Annotated in this window: 14 protein-coding genes and 1 pseudogene; 7 read left to right on the top strand and 8 right to left on the bottom strand. The window is 62.0% G+C overall.

Annotated elements, in window-relative coordinates; all coding sequences use genetic code 11:
- Positions 1–38: 38 nt before the first annotated feature.
- A pseudogene (locus tag ILFOPFJJ_RS03120) lies at positions 39–1,819 on the bottom strand (B12-binding domain-containing radical SAM protein).
- Between the two features lie 255 nt (positions 1,820–2,074).
- Between ILFOPFJJ_RS03120 and ILFOPFJJ_RS03115 the strand changes: the two are divergent.
- Positions 2,075–2,536, top strand: coding sequence for a potassium channel family protein (locus ILFOPFJJ_RS03115; RefSeq protein WP_173509104.1), 462 nt, complete (start codon positions 2,075–2,077; stop codon positions 2,534–2,536).
- A gap of 19 nt (positions 2,537–2,555) precedes the next feature.
- Here ILFOPFJJ_RS03115 and cax read toward each other — a convergent pair whose 3' ends face one another.
- On the bottom strand, positions 2,556–3,701 hold the full coding sequence (gene cax / locus ILFOPFJJ_RS03110; RefSeq protein WP_173510139.1) for a calcium/proton exchanger: 1,146 nt from the start codon (positions 3,699–3,701) through the stop codon (positions 2,556–2,558).
- 55 nt (positions 3,702–3,756) lie between these two features.
- Positions 3,757–3,933, bottom strand: a complete 177-nt coding sequence (locus tag ILFOPFJJ_RS03105) for a hypothetical protein (protein WP_173509103.1) — start codon at positions 3,931–3,933, stop codon at positions 3,757–3,759.
- Positions 3,934–4,371: 438 nt separating this feature from the next.
- Here ILFOPFJJ_RS03105 and ILFOPFJJ_RS03100 point away from each other — a divergent pair, with 438 nt between their 5' ends.
- A complete protein-coding gene (locus tag ILFOPFJJ_RS03100; protein ID WP_173509102.1) occupies positions 4,372–4,662 on the top strand; it encodes a hypothetical protein in 291 nt (96 codons plus the stop codon).
- Positions 4,663–5,002: 340 nt separating this feature from the next.
- Here ILFOPFJJ_RS03100 and ILFOPFJJ_RS03095 read toward each other — a convergent pair whose 3' ends face one another.
- Both ILFOPFJJ_RS03095 and ILFOPFJJ_RS03090 read right to left on the bottom strand, forming a co-directional pair.
- Complete coding sequence (locus tag ILFOPFJJ_RS03095) at positions 5,003–5,683, bottom strand: peroxiredoxin-like family protein (RefSeq protein WP_173509101.1); 681 nt, start codon at positions 5,681–5,683, stop codon at positions 5,003–5,005.
- Positions 5,684–5,802: 119 nt separating this feature from the next.
- Positions 5,803–9,078, bottom strand: a complete 3,276-nt coding sequence (locus tag ILFOPFJJ_RS03090) for an adenylate/guanylate cyclase domain-containing protein (protein WP_173510138.1) — start codon at positions 9,076–9,078, stop codon at positions 5,803–5,805.
- A 279-nt stretch (positions 9,079–9,357) separates the two neighbouring features.
- Between ILFOPFJJ_RS03090 and ilvD the strand changes: the two genes are divergently transcribed.
- On the top strand, positions 9,358–11,196 hold the full coding sequence (gene ilvD / locus ILFOPFJJ_RS03085) for a dihydroxy-acid dehydratase (protein WP_173509100.1): 1,839 nt from the start codon (positions 9,358–9,360) through the stop codon (positions 11,194–11,196).
- A 69-nt stretch (positions 11,197–11,265) separates the two neighbouring features.
- On the opposite strand, the gene ILFOPFJJ_RS03080 is transcribed toward ilvD, so the two are convergent.
- Both ILFOPFJJ_RS03080 and ILFOPFJJ_RS03075 read right to left on the bottom strand, forming a co-directional pair.
- Positions 11,266–11,670 (bottom strand): GFA family protein, encoded by a 405-nt coding sequence (locus ILFOPFJJ_RS03080; protein WP_173510137.1) that lies wholly within the window; start codon positions 11,668–11,670, stop codon positions 11,266–11,268.
- Positions 11,671–11,881: 211 nt separating this feature from the next.
- Positions 11,882–12,328, bottom strand: a complete 447-nt coding sequence (locus ILFOPFJJ_RS03075) for a MarR family winged helix-turn-helix transcriptional regulator (protein ID WP_173509099.1) — start codon at positions 12,326–12,328, stop codon at positions 11,882–11,884.
- 62 nt (positions 12,329–12,390) lie between these two features.
- Between ILFOPFJJ_RS03075 and ILFOPFJJ_RS03070 the strand changes: the two genes are divergently transcribed.
- From ILFOPFJJ_RS03070 to ILFOPFJJ_RS03060, 3 genes are all read left to right on the top strand, one after another.
- Positions 12,391–13,116: a DUF899 domain-containing protein gene (locus ILFOPFJJ_RS03070; RefSeq protein WP_173509098.1), complete on the top strand. Its 726-nt coding sequence runs from the start codon at positions 12,391–12,393 to the stop codon at positions 13,114–13,116.
- Between the two features lie 96 nt (positions 13,117–13,212).
- Positions 13,213–13,686 carry a DUF1579 domain-containing protein gene (locus tag ILFOPFJJ_RS03065; protein ID WP_173509097.1) on the top strand — a complete coding sequence of 158 codons (474 nt, stop codon included), beginning with the start codon at positions 13,213–13,215 and terminating at the stop codon, positions 13,684–13,686.
- Between the two features lie 177 nt (positions 13,687–13,863).
- A complete protein-coding gene (locus tag ILFOPFJJ_RS03060; protein WP_173509096.1) occupies positions 13,864–14,634 on the top strand; it encodes a VOC family protein in 771 nt (256 codons plus the stop codon).
- A gap of 223 nt (positions 14,635–14,857) precedes the next feature.
- Here ILFOPFJJ_RS03060 and ILFOPFJJ_RS03055 read toward each other — a convergent pair whose 3' ends face one another.
- The gene (locus ILFOPFJJ_RS03055; protein ID WP_173509095.1) at positions 14,858–15,820 is read right to left on the bottom strand and encodes a LysR family transcriptional regulator; all 963 of its coding nucleotides are present in this window, start codon (positions 15,818–15,820) and stop codon (positions 14,858–14,860) included.
- A gap of 107 nt (positions 15,821–15,927) precedes the next feature.
- On the opposite strand from ILFOPFJJ_RS03055, the gene ILFOPFJJ_RS03050 reads away from it, so the two are divergent.
- Complete coding sequence (locus ILFOPFJJ_RS03050) at positions 15,928–16,962, top strand: aldo/keto reductase (protein ID WP_173509094.1); 1,035 nt, start codon at positions 15,928–15,930, stop codon at positions 16,960–16,962.
- Positions 16,963–17,089 lie beyond the last annotated feature (127 nt).

Genomic DNA, 17,089 nt, shown 5'->3' with positions numbered 1-17,089 from the left:
GATGCAAACGACGAACTGCGCATCGCGACTGCAAGTGGCTAGACCGCCGGAGTGCCACGGGTGAGCGCCGCGACCCTCTTCACATGCGCCACCGCTGCCGTGCCGCCGGCAGTCTTGATGAACAGATCGAGCGTCTCCTCGTCATCGGCTCCAACCGGCATCAGCGCCTGATCCAGGTAGACCTTTGAAGCCGGATCGCGGGAGATCCTGTAGACGGTAGCAGCCAACCGGACGATCGCGCCTGCGAGCGCCACATGCTTGCGCGCCGTCTCCCATATAAACTGCGGCCAAAAGATCAGCGGATGTACCCGCTTCATGCCCGGCCGCCGCTCCGACGGCCGCTTCAGGCGCAGAAGACCGCTCTGCAGCGGATGGACGTTTTCGAGCGGCACCATCGTCGCAAAGGAAACGAGCAGCTTGATGAGGCTTCCAAGCGGCACGCCCGTCGCGGCCGCGCGGCGCAGCAGCGTCTTCATGTGCTCGGGCGAATAGTAGAGCTGCCATGCCTCGCGGTAGATGTTCTCCCACGCCTCACGGCTCATCCCCGGATGCGCCGTGCACACATGCTCGACATCATAGACGTTGAGGTCGGCCGCCATCTCGACGCCGCTCTTCCACAGCTTCTGATGGTCCTCCGAGCCCGGCAGCGGCGTGAGGACGAAGAACTCGACGATGTCGACCGGCAGTTCGTGTTGGATGATGGCGATGTCGCGCCGGATGGTCTCGGGCGTATCCGCCGGAAAGCCGAGATATAGCCCGCGAGCGTCATGATGCCCTGCGCCTTCCAGGCAAGCAGCATCTTGCGGTATTCGGTGATCTTGTTCTGGTGCTTCTTTGCTGCGGCGAGATTGTCCGGATTGACGTTCTCGAGGCCGATGAAAACGCGGGTAACGCCGGCGCGCTTTGCCTTCTCAATGAAGTTCGGGATCTTGTGGCAGAGCGTATCGACCTGGATCATCAAGCCGAGTGGGATACCGTCTTTCTCTCGTAGTTCGATCAGCCGGTCGAAGATCGCCTCCCATTCCTTATTGCGGGCGAAATTGTCGTCGGTGATGAAGAATTTGTGGACGCCCTGCGCCCAGTTCATCCGCACCAGCTTCTCGATGTCGTCGGCCGAACGGAAGCGCGACTTGCGCCCCTGCACGTTGATGATCGTGCAGAAGGAACATTGATAGGGACAGCCGCGCCCGGCATCAAAGCTCGTGCTAAGGCCGAACGTGTGAGCGACGTTTTCCTTCGGCAGGAACGGGACCGGCGTGCCGTCAAGGCCGGGCAGGTCGTTGATGAAGTTGTAGATCGGCGCTAGTCTGCCGGTCGCCGCATCCCGCAGCACCGCGTCAAGACGGCCCTCGGCCTCGCCCGCAAACATGGAAATGCCCATCTCCCGGCACGCGTCGAGTTCTACGGCCTTGCTGTCCAGCATGGCAAGACAGCCTGACACATGAAAGCCGCCCAAGGCAACGGGGATGCCAGCCGCGCGGAACGGCCGCGCAATATCGAGGGCGCGTGGAAACTGGTTGGATTGGACCCCGACAAGAGCCACCAAGCCAAAATTGTCGTGTCGGCTAAACATGCGCAGAAGCGCCGGGAAATCTATCCGCGTATTCGTCTCGTCGATCACCGTAATATCGATGGAAACATCCGGGCCGAGCACCTTGCGCTCAGCACAGTCAGCGGCAATGCCATAGAGCGCGGCGAGTGAGTTCGAGGGGATCATCGCGCGCCACCAGCGGATCACGTAGCCATCGTCATCATAGTGCGAGGGCTTGATCAGGATGAGCTGGAAACGTCTCCCCTCAGCTTCCGAAACATGCGACAAGGTTGTATCTTTCGCGTTTGAAGCAATGGCGAAGCCTAACAGAGCCTTGCCACAAGGCAAGACCACGCAAATTCTTTCATTTCTCAGTGCAATCTGCGGAGCCGGTACAAAAACTCCCTTCCTCAGGCGGTAACCCGTCCGGCGGCTGCCAGAACGGGCCGGGCGCAACTTAGCGCTCTGGCGACACTGTTCACCGATCAGGCAGTCTTTGCTACACTGCTGGCGGCGGCAATAGCGCGTTCTGGTCGATCCGCCATGGTGGAGGCGTGGGTGCTATTTCGGCTGGCCATAGCGTGTGGTCTCATTGCGGCAACAGTCGCCGTTCAAGCATCTTTCATGTCCGCCGGACTTGGTGTTTTTCGAAGGTTGGAAAGAGAACGCCGAGACTTCCTGCTTCGCTACCCGACGCTGGTGACCGTCGTCTGGATAATCTACCTGATCACTCCGATTGCGCTTGATGTCGTGCTCTGGGCAACCTTCTATTATCTTGCGCAAGCGCTGCCTAACTTTGATGACGCGCTCTACTTCTCGACCGTCACCTTCACGACGGTCGGCTATGGCGACATCGTTCTCGGCAAAGACTGGCGCCAGGTTGCAACTTTCGAGGCCGTCAATGGCTGGATCATTTTTGGATGGGCTACGGCACTGATGATGGCCGTGATCCAGCGTCTACATTTTCACGGAGACAGCCAGGCAGGATTGGGGCCAAGACCGTGAGTGGCGGATGCCTGCGAACTCACGCCGATGGCGGCAAGAGAAACAGCGTGAGTCCGAAAATGGCATAGACCGCCAGCGCCATGACGCCGGCATACCAAGCTGCGCGCCCACCGTTGGACAAGAGCGTTGCGGCCATCGTTGCAATCAGCATCATTGCGACCGCCCCGGGCCAGAACTGCAGGGACATCGGCTCCGGACCAACAAAGTAGCTGACGAGCACCAGGACCGGGGCGACGAAAAGCGCGATCTGTGCGGCGCTGCCCAATGCAATGCCGACGCTGAGGTCGAGGCGATTGGCGCGCGCCGCCGAGAAAGCGGTTGTCATTTCCGCAGCTCCGCCCACCAAGGCTACGACGATGAACCCGACGAAGGCAGGCGTCATCCCGAGACGTTGAGCAGCGACCTGTACTGAGCCGACGAAGATCTCACTGACCATCGCGACGAAAAGCGTGACGCCAACCAGCACAACGATCCCGACCGCAAGCGGCCACGGTTTCTCATCCTCGTCGACGTGGCCGCCGCTGGTGAAAAGCTCCCGGTGCGTTTTCAGGGAAAACAGCATGCCAAGTCCATAGACGGCGATGAGGAGCAGAGAGAGGCTCAAGCTCAGTTGCTGGGAGAAGGTGCCGGCGGGGACGCGGTCCACTTCGCTGATAAGGGAGGGGACCAGAATCGCGATCGTGGCAAGGAACAACAGGCTAGCCTGAAAGCGTGCGCTAACCCTGTTGAACTCCTGCAGGTGATGCTTGAGACCGCCGACGAAAAACGCGCCGCCCAGCATGAACAGCGCATTGGTGACGATCGCGCCCGCAATCGACGCCTTGACCAATAGATACTGGCCTGCATGCAGGGCCGCGAGCGAAATCACGAGTTCGGTCAGATTGCCGAGCGTGGCGTTGAGCAAGGCGCCGAGGGTATCGCCCAATTTCGCGGCGACGGCCTCGGTCGCGCGGCTCAGCAGTGCCGCGAGCGGCACGATCGCTGCGACCGATAGGAGGAACAGCAAGGTGTGCGCCTCGGGCGATACTTGCTCTAGGAGAATGACGGCGGGGACGAAGAGGATAAGCACAAGGAGAGGGGTTCGCCGAAGCTCACTCAGAGCAGCCCTTGCAGCATTGGCCGAGGATGGCGGCACAATGGAGCGTCTACCCTGGAAATCGCGCATCGGATCGTCCTCCGGTCTCAGGCGCACGCCGCAGAATGCGCCCATGAAACTGTTGCTACACCGCTTGCAGCGCATCGATGCGCGTTAACCCAGGAGGGCGAATCCGCCCCGCATCCTCCTCTAATCGGCGACCACACTCGTCGTTCGGATCGAAGCGGTCGATGAACTGCACGATCGCCTCGGTGCTCGGTCGGAGATCATGTTCGAGACGATGCAGGACAAAGACGATCATCACATTGAAAAGGGTGTCCGTCTGCCCCGGTGCGGTGAACGGCTTGCAATTGGTTGACCGCAGCCGGACGCAACGATTGTTAGATCTCTGCGCTCCCTCTTTAAAGGCCCGGCGAGAATCCAATTGCCGGCGAAAACGCTCAACTCCCAAGCAAGCAGGTCACGACTGATTGTCTTGATTATTCAAATAGGATGATACGCAAAAACATGCGGCTGGCATTGATCACAATCAAAGGACATGGGACGGACACGAGCCCGATGCGAGCCAGTTTATTTGCCGCGCCACGCATTTCGAGGGCCTCTGGCTGCCATTCGGCAGGCAGCATTGTTTACAATCAGAGATTGGGACCGAACATCGGTCAGGCCGTGAAATCACGAGGAACCCGGCTGAGGCAGTTGGCTTCTGGCTAGCCCCTTCAATCTCACGAATGAGATGCCTTTGCTGAAGATCCTTGTCACGCCCACCATCCAAGTTTCTGATTTGAAAGGCCTTTCGAGAAATCGAGAGGCCTTTTTGCGTAACGCCCTTGTCGGCCGCCTTTCCGAAGACCTTTGGACGCTGCACTGGCTAGGGACGGGAAAGAGAATTGGGGTGACTGACGATTCCTGCTGGGAGTTCACCGGCGTCACTACACGCCGCAACGGCGACCCATTCAACAAAGCCGGCCCATGCTATCTGCACAGGCCGGCAAGTCGGCAAATCCGCAAAAAACAGCTTCATCGTCGCTGAAAAACACAGGCAGTTTAGGAGCGTGGGCAACTTCGATCCACGGACTTAAGTCCTACTTCGAAGGGTTAAAGGTCCGACGACTGTTGCTGAATAGATCCTCCAGAGCATATCCCTAATCGCTTACGGAATGACGGAGGTCCCCAACTGCCGCCGTGGGCGTGCGGGAGGCCTACTGCATGTTTCCTTAGATCGAATACGATTTAAGGAAACATGCAACCATTCAAAGTGCGACAGCGTCCTTTGCGCGTCTAAGACGCGCGGCGCTGTAGAGCGACGCGAATAGTCCCTTCTGTCACCGCTTTGGGACTCCCGTAGCAAAATTCGGCTCCGGAATTTCGGTTCAATGCGCCACCTGCGATGCGGCCGACATCACCTCCTCCGGGGCCGGAGCACGGAACATATTGCTGCCGTCCGGTGTCGCTTCGGTGAAACACCAGCGCACCACCCCATCCCTGTCGAGTAGGAATTGTCCGACGAGCTGGCCCATGCCGGTCGCTATCATTCGGCTATCGTCATCCGTGATCTCATAGTCATCCGTCTTGTCGAGATATTCCGAGGCGACAATCGGGTTCATCGGTTCGGGCAATTCGCCGGGCATGTCAATGCGCATCGCCGTTACCGTCGGCATGCCAAGCTTGTGCGGCCAATCATCCTCGTTTTCGGTGAACTCCAGATTCGGCAGACCGAAGGCCCGATGCGAAATCCGTTCCGGATCGGCCGCGGCGAGAAGGTTCGGCAGGGGGTGGTAACGGAAGTAGAGCCGCGCCCGGTCGATCGGTGTATTCACAACCGTCAGGCTTTCGACGCCCTTTTCGTTCAACGCCCCCTTGAGCTGCGCCATGGCGGCAATGTGCCGGCGGCAAAACGGACAATGCAGGCCTCGAAACAGGCCGACCAAAACCGGCTTGCGACCGCGAAAATCGTCAATGGCGATCTTGCCCTCCCGCGTGATCGCGTCGAGCACGACGTTCGGCGCACGATCGCCGGGCTGCAATGGCCCTGTGCTGCGATATTCGACCATGATTGCTCTCCTCCCGCGACGGTACGGCGCCAGACATCTTCGCGGCAAACGATCGCGGTAACCCTTGTGGCTAGGCCCGCTGTCTCGGATCGACAGGCTTCATCTGGAAGCGCGCTGCCTTAGTCGAGAAACGGCAATATCACCAATGCTTCAGGATCAAGATCGTGACGCACGCAGATGTCTCGAGCCAGTGTAAAATAGCGCTCGGCCTCGTCCAGATCTCCCGCGTCGAGGCAGAGCGCTCCAAGGCCATCATAGCATGGAAACAGGACCTGTGCTTCGCCCGTTTCGACCGCGAGATCGAGCGCCTCGCCGTAAAGCCGGCGGGCGTCGTGCGGCTGATCGTGGCATTGGTATATCTGCCCGAGCACAAGCAGGGAAACCGGCAGATGATCGCGCTGGTCGAGAGCGCGGTCGATTTCGATCGCCTTCTCGGCAGCCGGCACTCCGTCGGCCGCACATCGGTCGGTGAAGGTACAGTAGGCGACGGCGAGATTGGCTAGCAGCCGTGCCTCAAAGCCGAGATCGCCGGCACGCCGCGCCATGTTCAGGCCGCGTCGGCAGACATCGATCGCGAGCTTCGGGTCGACGATCGTATAGAGCACGCCGAGGTTCGTGTACCCGCGGCAGGCCGCCTGCATCAGGGTGGCCGCCTCGGCGACGGCAACACTCTCCTCCACCGCGGCGATCGCCTCGCGCCGGCGGCCGCGCCGCGCAAGCGCCACGCCCTTGGTGTTCAATGCCTCCGCCGTAACCAAGGCTGCCTCGCGCCGCATTTCGTCACCGGCGTCGCGTGCCAGGTCCTTGACCCGGCTCAACGCTTCGTCCGCCCACTCCGAAGCAGCAAGATAGTCGCCCATGCGGAATGCAAGATGTCCGCGCTCCTGCAGAAGCGAAGCGCTTTCCACTGGCGCATCCACCCTTGCGAGGAGAACGGCGGCTTCGGTAAAATTCGCCTGGGCCTGTTCGCGATTGCCAGCCTCCCAGAGGAGATGGCCGAGCTTGCGAAGGATCCGCGCGGAGGCCACCGGGTCGGCCGAGACGCGTTCGCAGGCGAGCAGTGAGCGATAATGCTCCTCCGCGGCACCGCGCTCACCGGCCGGGCCCAGGAGATCCGCGACGCGCTCGCGGGCGACGAACCATTCCGGCCTTTCTTCGCCCAGGGCGGCAAGGGCCGCCATGGCCTGCCGGTAGTAGCGGATGGCATCCTCGTTGGCGCAGAGCTGGCGCGCCCGATCGCCAGCCGCCATCAGATAGCGTGCGCCCTTGCTCCGGTCTTTCGACTGGCTGAAGTGATGGCCGAGCAGCGCCAGTTCCTCGAAGCGCTGGGGGTTCTCGCCGTAACGACGCTCCAGAGCCTCGGCGATGGCCGCATGAATTTCCGCGCGACGCTTTACGAGCAGGTTGCTATAGACGACCTCGTGAAACAGCGACTGCATGAAACGATAGGTCTGCGACGATCGCCCGCTCCCCGCCTCTTCTATGATTTCCGTGTCGCAAAGCAGTTCCAGACCCTGGTCCACGTTGGCCGGCGCGACAGCGATGCTCTTTAGCAGGTGCGCCTCGAAGCTCGGGCCGATAACCGCGGCGCAGTGGACCAGCCGGCGCACCTCCTGCGGCAATCGGTCGATTCTCGCGAGCAGTATCGCCTCGATGCCGATCGGAATGTCGACGGTCGCTTCACCGCCGGCCACGTGCCAATGGGAATCATCGCGCCTGAGCATGTCCAGGTCGATCAGGCTGCGGACAATCTCCTCGACGAACAGCGGGTTGCCACCGGCCCGACGCAGGATCCGCTCACACAGTTCCTTCGGCAGGCCGCCTTCCCCGAATAAGGCCGAGAGGAGGCGTTGGCCATCGGGCGCGGATAGGGGTCCGAGGCGCAGGGCGGTGAGACTGGTGCGGCCGGGCGCGAGCCGGTCAGCACCGGCATCCGGGCGCTGCGTCGTCAAGAGCATCAGCGGCCTGCGATCCAGCCTGTCCAGCGCGAAACGGAGCGCCTCCAGCGATGCCGAGTCCGCCCAGTGCAGGTCCTCTATGACGAGAAGCAGCGGCGCCTGGTCGAGTCGCCGCTCCAAGATGGTCCGGATGGCGGAGAACAGCTGTCGCCTAACCTGTTCCGGAGCGACGTGCTGCAGCATTCCATCGCGATCGCCGATGCCTAGAATATGAAAAAAGAGCGGCATGAGCTGTTCGATTTCGGCGGGCGGAAAGCCGATTTCCGCGAGGCCGAGCGACAGGCCCTCCTGCGTCTGCTCCGGTGTGTCGGTCGAAGATATGCCGTAGGCGCTGCGCAGAACCTTCGCGAGCGTTCCGTAGGAGGGCTCGCCGAGTGGAGAGCATCCCGCCCGCCGCACGACGACGTGTGCGAACGATGCGTCTTCGGCAAGGCCGGCGAGAAAATCGTTGACGAGGCGCGACTTGCCGATGCCGGCTTCGCCGGTAAGCCGCACCAGTTGCGCCGTGCCGCCGCAGGCCAGCGCAAGACAGTCGCGCAAGCGGCCGATTTCCTTGTCGCGCCCGATGAGCGGCGCGCTCAGGCCGAGCGCATCAAGCCCCCGCGCCGCGCGTGGCACCTCGAGCGCCCCGGTCAGACGATGAACGTGTACGCTGCCCGCCTTGCCCCGCAAGGCGACCGCCCCAAGCGTCTCATAGGCAAAAGCATGTCGCGTGAGGCGGTGCGTCACCGGCCCGACGAGTATTTCATCCAGACCGGCCATCGATTGCAGGCGCTGCGCGGTGTTCACCGTATCTCCCGTGACCGAATAGGATTTGCTGTCGCCCGCACCGAAGGCGCCGGCGACGACAGGCCCGGTATTGACGCCTATATGGAGGTTCAGCGGCAGGCCGATCCGTTTCCGCCAGCGTTCGCCCACCTGCGCCGCCCGACGCACCATTTCCTGCGCGGCACGAAGCGCCCGTTCCGGATCGTCCTCATGCGCCACCGGCGCACCGAAGAGGGCGAGCAGCGCGTCGCCGATGAACTTGTCGACGAACCCTCCGAATGCTTCCACTGCCTCCGTCAGTTCCTCGAAGAGTTCGTTCTGCAGCGCCTGCAAAGTCTCCGGATCGACCTGTTCGCCGAGGGCGGTGAAACTGCAGAGATCGGCAAAGACGACGGTGACCGTGCGGCGATCGGCGCCGCTGTCCACGCTCGAACGTGCCGGCGAAACCGCCTGTGACGCCGTCCCGGTGACTTGGGGCCGCGGCAAAGGGGCGGATCGGGGCACGGACGGCGCCGAAGCACTGACCTGGGTGCCGCATTGCGGGCAAAAGGCGAAATGCGGCGGACAGGAATAGCCGCAGCCGGGACACAGGATCTGCTGTTTCGCACCGCACTTCGGGCAAAACGCAAAACCGCTCTCAATTTCGTAACCGCATTCGTGACAATTCATCTCGAACGAACCCTCGAGAAAGTCCGCCATGCCCAGGAGAAGCCCCGGCCACTCGGGCATGAATGCCCGATGACAATGGACTTGTTGCATTGGCTTGGCAAGCAAACGCGGAATAAGCGGCGCGGCAATGCGCGGCGACACACGGCAATCGCATCAGGTCCGCGGAAATAATCTGACGCAAAAGATGACGCGCGCGCAATTTTGCGCTAGTACCCTGCACCGGCGCTCCAGGATCGCCATATACGCGCAATGACTTTCGTCCGTGAAGGGAACACGTTCATGCCTGCCTATCGCTCCCGCACCACCACCCACGGCCGCAACATGGCCGGCGCCCGCGGCCTCTGGCGCGCGACGGGCATGAAGGACAGCGACTTCGGCAAACCGATTATTGCGGTGGTGAACTCGTTTACCCAATTCGTGCCGGGTCATGTGCATCTCAAGGATCTTGGCCAGCTCGTCGCCCGCGAGATCGAGGCGGCCGGCGGCGTCGCCAAGGAATTCAACACGATCGCGGTCGACGACGGCATCGCTATGGGCCATGACGGCATGCTCTATTCGCTGCCGTCGCGCGAGATCATTGCCGACAGCGTCGAGTACATGGTCAACGCGCACTGCGCCGACGCCATGGTCTGCATCTCCAACTGCGACAAGATCACTCCCGGCATGCTGATGGCGGCGCTGCGCCTCAACATCCCGGCCGTCTTCGTCTCCGGCGGTCCGATGGAAGCGGGCAAGGTCGTGCTGCACGGCAAGAAGCACGCACTCGATCTGGTCGACGCCATGGTCGCCGCCGCCGACGACAATATTTCCGATGAAGACGTAAAGGTTATCGAGCGTTCGGCCTGCCCGACCTGCGGCTCCTGCTCCGGCATGTTCACGGCGAACTCGATGAACTGTCTGACCGAGGCGCTCGGCCTTTCGCTCCCCGGCAACGGTTCGACGCTCGCCACCCATGCCGACCGCAAACGCCTCTTCGTCGAGGCCGGCCATCTGGTAGTCGATCTCGCACGCCGCTACTACGAACAGGAAGACGAGCGCGTCCTGCCACGCGCGATCGCCTCCAAGCAGGCCTTCGAGAATGCAATGACGCTCGACATCGCCATGGGCGGCTCGACCAACACCGTGCTGCACATTCTCGCCGCGGCCTACGAGGGCGAGGTCGATTTCACCATGGACGACATCGACCGTCTGTCGCGCAAGGTGCCGTGCCTGTCGAAGGTTGCGCCCGCGAAGGCCGATGTGCATATGGAAGACGTACACCGCGCCGGCGGCATCATGTCGATTCTCGGCGAACTCGACAAAGGCGGCCTCATCAACCGCGACTGCGTGACCGTGCACAGCGAAACGCTCGGCGACGCCATCGACCGTTGGGACATCACCCGCACGTCGAGCGAATCCGTCCGCGACTTTTACCGCGCGGCTCCCGGCGGCATTCCGACCCAGGTCGCGTTCAGCCAGAACGCGCGCTGGGAGGATCTCGATACCGACCGCGAGAAGGGCGTCATCCGCTCGGTCGAGCACCCTTTCTCGAAGGATGGCGGCCTCGCCGTGCTCAAGGGCAACATCGCGCTCGACGGCTGCATCGTCAAAACGGCGGGCGTCGACGAGAGCATCCTGAAGTTTTCCGGCCCTGCGCGGGTCTTCGAGAGCCAGGACGCCTCCGTCAAGGCGATTCTCGCCAACGAGATCAAGGCGGGCGACGTCGTGGTCATCCGTTATGAAGGCCCGAAGGGCGGCCCGGGCATGCAGGAGATGCTCTACCCGACGAGCTATCTGAAGTCGAAGGGCCTCGGCAAGGCTTGCGCGCTGATCACCGATGGCCGCTTCTCCGGCGGTACCTCTGGCCTCTCCATCGGCCACGTTTCGCCGGAAGCGGCGAATGGCGGCACGATCGGCCTCGTGCGCGAAGGCGACATGATCGACATCGACATCCCGAACCGCACGATCAGCTTGCGCGTCGACGAAACCGAGCTTGCCGCTCGCCGCTCCGAGCAGGACGCCAAGGGCTGGAAGCCGGCCGAACAGCGCAAGCGCAAGGTGACGACGGCGCTCAAAGCCTATGCCGCCTTTGCGACCTCTGCCGACCGCGGCGCCGTCAGGGATCTCGGCGACCGGTGATCGGCGCAACTCGCAAACGCAAGAAGGCTCCCGTCGCGGCGGGAGCCTTTTCGTTGCGAGCCGCTTGAATCACATGTAACGGGTCTCGGCGGGCGCGTTCCACCAGTTGTTGTGCAGCCCGTCCATGTACTGGATCGGCAAGGCCGCAAGCACGGCCGGATCGACATCGTCGAGGCATGCAATGTTGATGGAGACGAAGGCGCCGCCGATCTGCTCGACATATCCATGGCCATAGGGCGCCACGCCGCAAGTCGTGCAGAACCGGTGATGACCGCTCATCGTAGCGAACTGATAGTCTCCGATGCCGGCCTCCTCGCACATCAGCCGGAAATCCTCAGGCTTCACGTTCGCGCCCCAATAGCGCGTTTTCGAGCAGTACGAACAATTGCAACGGCTGGTCCCGGCCTCGAGATCAGCATCGACCTCGTAACGAATCCGTCCGCAATGGCAGCTCCCCTTGTAGGTCGTCTTCATCATCGTTCCTCCGCCTGAACAGCCTGCAATGTCGTACCGCATGTCGACACGGCGCTGCCGAGATCAGCACGATCTTCGGCGGAAAGCCATCCTTATTATCCACGGCTTTCGCGGGGCAAGGCGGCCGCACGGCGTTGTCCCTTCTCCCGGCATGCGGGAAGAAGGTCGCGGCAGCGGGATCAAAGCAGGCCGCGAGACGTCCAGCCAGCCGTCAGGTGAGCGCCAGCAGATCGGCGCGCAAACGGTCCGCGCCGCCTTCACCGAGGCTCCTGTCGACCGCTTCATGCGTATCCTTCCAGATCGGCACGGCTTCCGCGAGCAACCTCCCGCCCTCCGCCGTCAGCCTCAGGCGCCTGAGACGCCGGTCGGTCGAGTCGACAAAAACTTCGACGAGACCGCGGCGTTCGAGCGGCTTCAACGCCGCCGTCAGCGTCGTCCGGTCCATGGCAAGGAGGGACGCCACCGCGCTCATGCTCGGCGGTTCCGGCCGGTTGAGCGACATCATCAGTGAGAACTGCCCATTCGTTATGTCGAGCGGCCTCAACGCCTCGTCGAACTGACGGGCAAGCGCCCTGGCGGCGCGCTGCACGTGCAGGCACAGACAGGTATCCTTCACGAAAAGGGTGGTGGAAAATGGTATCGGCGGCGACTTTGACATGGTTGAGTAATGTTGATATCAACGTAATTAGTCAAGTGCTACATTTCGTGAGGAGGAAGAGCATGAGACCGGACCATGCCGTCGTGTCACGTGAGGAGTGGCTGAAGGCGCGCAAATCGCTTCTTGCCCTGGAAAAGGAGCACACTCATCTTCGAGACCGGATCAACGCCGAGCGCCAGGCTCTGCCCTGGGTGAGGATGGACAAGTCCTATGTCTTCGAAACCCTTGCCGGCCCCAAGACGCTGCCGGAGCTTTTCGACGGGCGCAGCCAGCTCGTCGTCTATCACTTCATGCTTGGAGAGAACTGGGAAGCGGGCTGCCCAAGCTGCTCGTTTCTCGCCGACCACTTCGCCGGCATGCTGCCGCATCTAAACCACCACGACGTCACACTGATCGCGGCTTCGAACGCGCCGCTCGCCAAGATCGAAGCCTATCGCAAGCGGATGGGCTGGCATTTCCCCTGGGTATCCGCCTGGGGCAACGACTTCAACCGCGACTTCCATGTGTCCTTCACACCCGCCGAACTCGCAGGCGACAAGGTGGTCTACAATTTCAGCGAGATCGCCAGCGGCGACGCCTATGAAGAGCTTCCCGGCCTCAGCGCCTTCTACAAGGACGAGGACGGAACCGTCTACCATACCTATTCCACCTATGCTCGCGGCCTGGAGGAACTGGTCGGCACCTTCATGCTGCTCGATCGGGCACCCAAGGGCCGAAATGAAGGCACGATCATGGATTTCGTGCGGCGCCACGACGAATACGAAGAAGCGCCTAGGCAAAGCGCCTGAGCTTGATATGAACGAGGAACCAATCGGCATTCCCGCGCGTTGCTACGTTTCGCGGAGTTCCAGGTTGGAGCGCCGTGTCTCGCCATGGAGGGATCAATGAAGGCGGAATCGCAGGAGGAGCACCGCTGGCTGGAACAGCTGCTCGGTGAGTGGGAAGTCATGTCGCAACCGTCAACCGACACCGGCCAGTCGCAGGCGCCATGGACGGAAAACGTCCGTTCGATGCAGGGTCTCTGGTTCGTCTGCGAAGGACAAGGCACGATGCCGGACGGCCGCATCGGCCAATCATTGATGACTCTCGGCTTCAATCCTCAGACCAACCGCTATGTCGGCACCTGGGTCGGCTCCATGATGACGCATATGTGGATCTATGACGGCGTGCTCGAAGACGACGGCAAGACGCTGACGCTCGACTGTGAGGGGCCGGATTTCGACAGACCGGGCAGGTCCGCCAGATATCAGGACGTGATAACCCTCATCGACGCCGACCATCGCAGGCTGACGGCCCGTGTCCAGACCGAAGACGGGAACTGGAAGGAGATCATGGCCGCGGAATATCGCCGACGCTGACGCATGGCGCCCAGAACTATGCAGCGGCTCTGGGACAACGACATGCGTAAAAACAAGAATGCAAAGCGCGTTGCTTGAATTCATTGAACGCGACGCGGCTTAGTCGACGGCAAGCAAACCACTGTTCCGCTGCCGCGAATGGCAGCGCAATCCCCCAACAAAACCGGAGGACAGACAATGACGGGTCAGCATGGGAAATTCGTCTGGTACGAACTGATGACGACCGACACGGAGGCCGCCCAAACTTTTTACGAGAACGTGATTGGCTGGAGCGGCAGCGATGCCGGCATGCCCGGCATGGAATATATGCTGTTCTCCATGGGTGGTCAGCAGGTGGCGGGATTGATGACGATGCCCGAGGGCGCGCTCGAGATGAATATCCCGCCGGCGTGGCTCGGCTACGTCGCGGTCGATGACGTGGACGCGGCCGCCGCCAAAGTCGCCGCAGACGGCGGCAACGTCCACCGCGCTCCGGATGACATCCCTGGCGTCGGCCGCTTTGCCATCGTCACCGATCCGCATGGCGCCGTGTTCGCGCTGTTCAAGGGCACAAGCGAGGCGCCCCAGGCTCTCGAGCAGATGGCGCCTGGAAACGTCGGCTGGCACGAACTGATGGCCGGCGATCTCGATACCGCCTTCGCCTTCTATTCCAACCTGTTCGGCTGGACCAAGGACCAGGCCATGGACATGGGCGACATGGGCACTTACCAGATCTTCTCCTGGAACGGCACGCAGATCGGCGGCATGATGACCAAGCCGGAAGACATTCCCGCTCCTTATTGGCTCTATTATTTCAACGTCGAGGCGTTGGACGCCGCGATCGAGCGAGCAAAATCCGGCGGCGCAAAGATCGTCCTGGAGCCTATGGAAGTACCCGGCGGCGCCTGGATCGTCCAATGCATAGATCCACAGGGCGCCCTTTTTGCCCTCGTCGCACCGAAACGGTGACGGCGCAGTTTCGGACGCACGGGCCCAGAGCGCCGTGCGTTCAAACGAACGCACAAAGGACGCTCTAGCACTTGGATCTAGAGCATCTTATCCGCTTTCGATGATTCCACCTGAAAGCGGGATGCTCTAGTCGACACGTGACTTTCCTTGTGAGCGAGGGCGGCATCACGGCGCGAGTGCCCCTCGCTCGATGCTCTCGGCAATGGCCTGCCCGTGTGGGGAGTTACGCTGTAACCGTCTCGACGCTGACCCGGCGATCGCTCCCCCGCTGAACCGGCTCCGGCGTCACACGGGCATGCCTGGCGAGAAAATCGAGGACGGCACGGACGCGCGCGGGTAGCGCGCCACCCTGGCCGAGGAACACGGCATGGATTTCTTCCAGATCGCCGGGATTCAGATCTTCCAGAACGGGAACGAGCCGTCCGACGCGAATGTCGGTGCGAACCGTGAATTCCGCAAGCCGAGCCAATCCGGTACCGGCAAGGGCGAGATGACGTAACCCCTCGCCGTCGCTCACCTGCAGCGTCCCGGAAGCCGGCATGACGATCGTTTCTCCGTCTGCTTTGATCGGCCAGCCGTCGACGGCGCGTGCGTAGCAGAAGCCGAGCCGGTTATGAGCGTTGAGCTCTTCGATGTTCGAGGGCGTCCCGTACCGATCGAGATAGGAGGGAGCCGCCACGATCACCATTCGCGTGGCGCCGAGCTTGCTGGCAAGCAGCGCCGAACTCTTCAAAGGCCCTGATCTGATCGCGATATCGGCGCGCGCCTCCATCAGGTCGACCACCGCATCGGTCTGGACGATGTCGAGCGTGACCGCAGGAAATCGCTCCCGGAGTTCCGGCAGGAGCGGCATCAGGACATGGGTTGCGAAAGAAGCACTCACATTCACCCGAACCCGTCCTGTCGGCATTTCGCCCCCGGCGGCACAGCGTTCGGCCTCTTCGATGTCGGAGAGAATGCGGGCGGTGCGCTCGTAGAAGGCACAGCCCTCCGGCGTCAGTTGCAACCGTCGCGTGGAGCGGTTGACGAGGCGGACGCCGAGCCGGTCCTCAAGCCGGAGCACGAGTTTGCTGACCGCCGAAGGCGTCATGCGATAGTGGCGCGCTGCCGACGAGAAGCCGCCAAGCTCGACCGCCTTGGCGAACACTTCCATTTCCCCCGAGCGATTGACCGAGAGTCGCGACATATGACTTCAACTCACAAATGATGTTCCGAACTGCAGTCTAGCTCCAAAAGGCAAGCAGCGCCATGTTCATGTCTCGATAGGTGTTGAGACAACAAAGGAGTTGCAAAATGGAGTATCGACGGCTTGGCTCGTCCGGTTTGAAGGTTCCGGCGCTGAGCTTCGGCGCAGGCACGTTCGGCGGCAAGGGCCCGCTCTTCGGCGCCTGGGGCACGACGGACGACGCGGAAGCACGCCGGCTCGTCGACATCTGCCTCGAAGCGGGCGTCAACCTCTTCGACACGGCGGACGTCTATTCGGATGGCGCTTCGGAGGAGGTACTCGGCGCGGCGATCAAAGGCCGCCGCGGAAAGGTGATCCTTTCCACGAAGATGTCGCTTCCGATGGGCGACGGCCCGAACGACGCAGGCTCATCCCGGTCTCGTCTCGTCGGCGGCGTCGACGCGGCGCTGAAGCGTCTCGGAACCGACTATATCGACCTGATGCAATTGCACGCTTTCGACGCCGGCACGCCGATCGAGGAAGTGCTGTCGACGCTCGACGACCTGGTGCGTGCCGGCAAGCTCCGCTATGTCGGCGTCTCCAATTTCTCCGGCTGGCAATTGATGAAATCGCTCGCGCTCGCCGAGAGATACGGCTATCCCCGCTACGTCGCGAACCAGGTCTATTATTCGCTGGTTGGCCGCGACTACGAGTGGGAACTGATGCCGCTCGGCCTCGATCAGGGTGTCGGGGCGCTAGTCTGGAGTCCGCTCGGTTGGGGTCGGCTGACCGGCAAGATCCGCCGCGGCGAGCCGTGGCCGGCCGGAAGCCGGCTGCATGACACCGCAACGTTCGGACCGCCGGTGGACGATGACAAGCTCTACGACATCGTCGATGTGCTCGATGCCTTGGCGGAGGAAACCGGCAGGACGGTACCGCAGATCGCGATCAACTGGCTTCTGCAGCGGCCGACCGTTTCGAGCGTCATCATCGGCGCGCGCAATGAAGAACAACTCCGGCAGAACCTTGGCGCTGTCGGCTGGTCGCTCTCCGCCGATCAGGTGGCACGCCTCGACGAAGTCAGCGCAACGATGGCGCCCTACCCGCATTTCCCCTATTACAGGCAGGAAGGCTTTGCCCGCATCAACCCTCCGCCGGTCTGAGAAATACGACACGGCGCAAAGGAAAGCCGGCCGCAATCGTACCGCCGGGGTTTCGGCTTGCTTTCTTTCTTCGCATTGCACAAAATTCTCTCGAATGGCCGGCAACGGACCGGCCATCGAGGGGAAA

The sequence above is a fragment of the Sinorhizobium psoraleae genome, from assembly GCF_013283645.1.
Classification (GTDB): Bacteria; Pseudomonadota; Alphaproteobacteria; order Rhizobiales; family Rhizobiaceae; genus Sinorhizobium; species Sinorhizobium psoraleae.
Note: the sequence above shows the minus strand (reverse complement) of the source record. Positions and strands in the feature narration are given on the sequence as shown.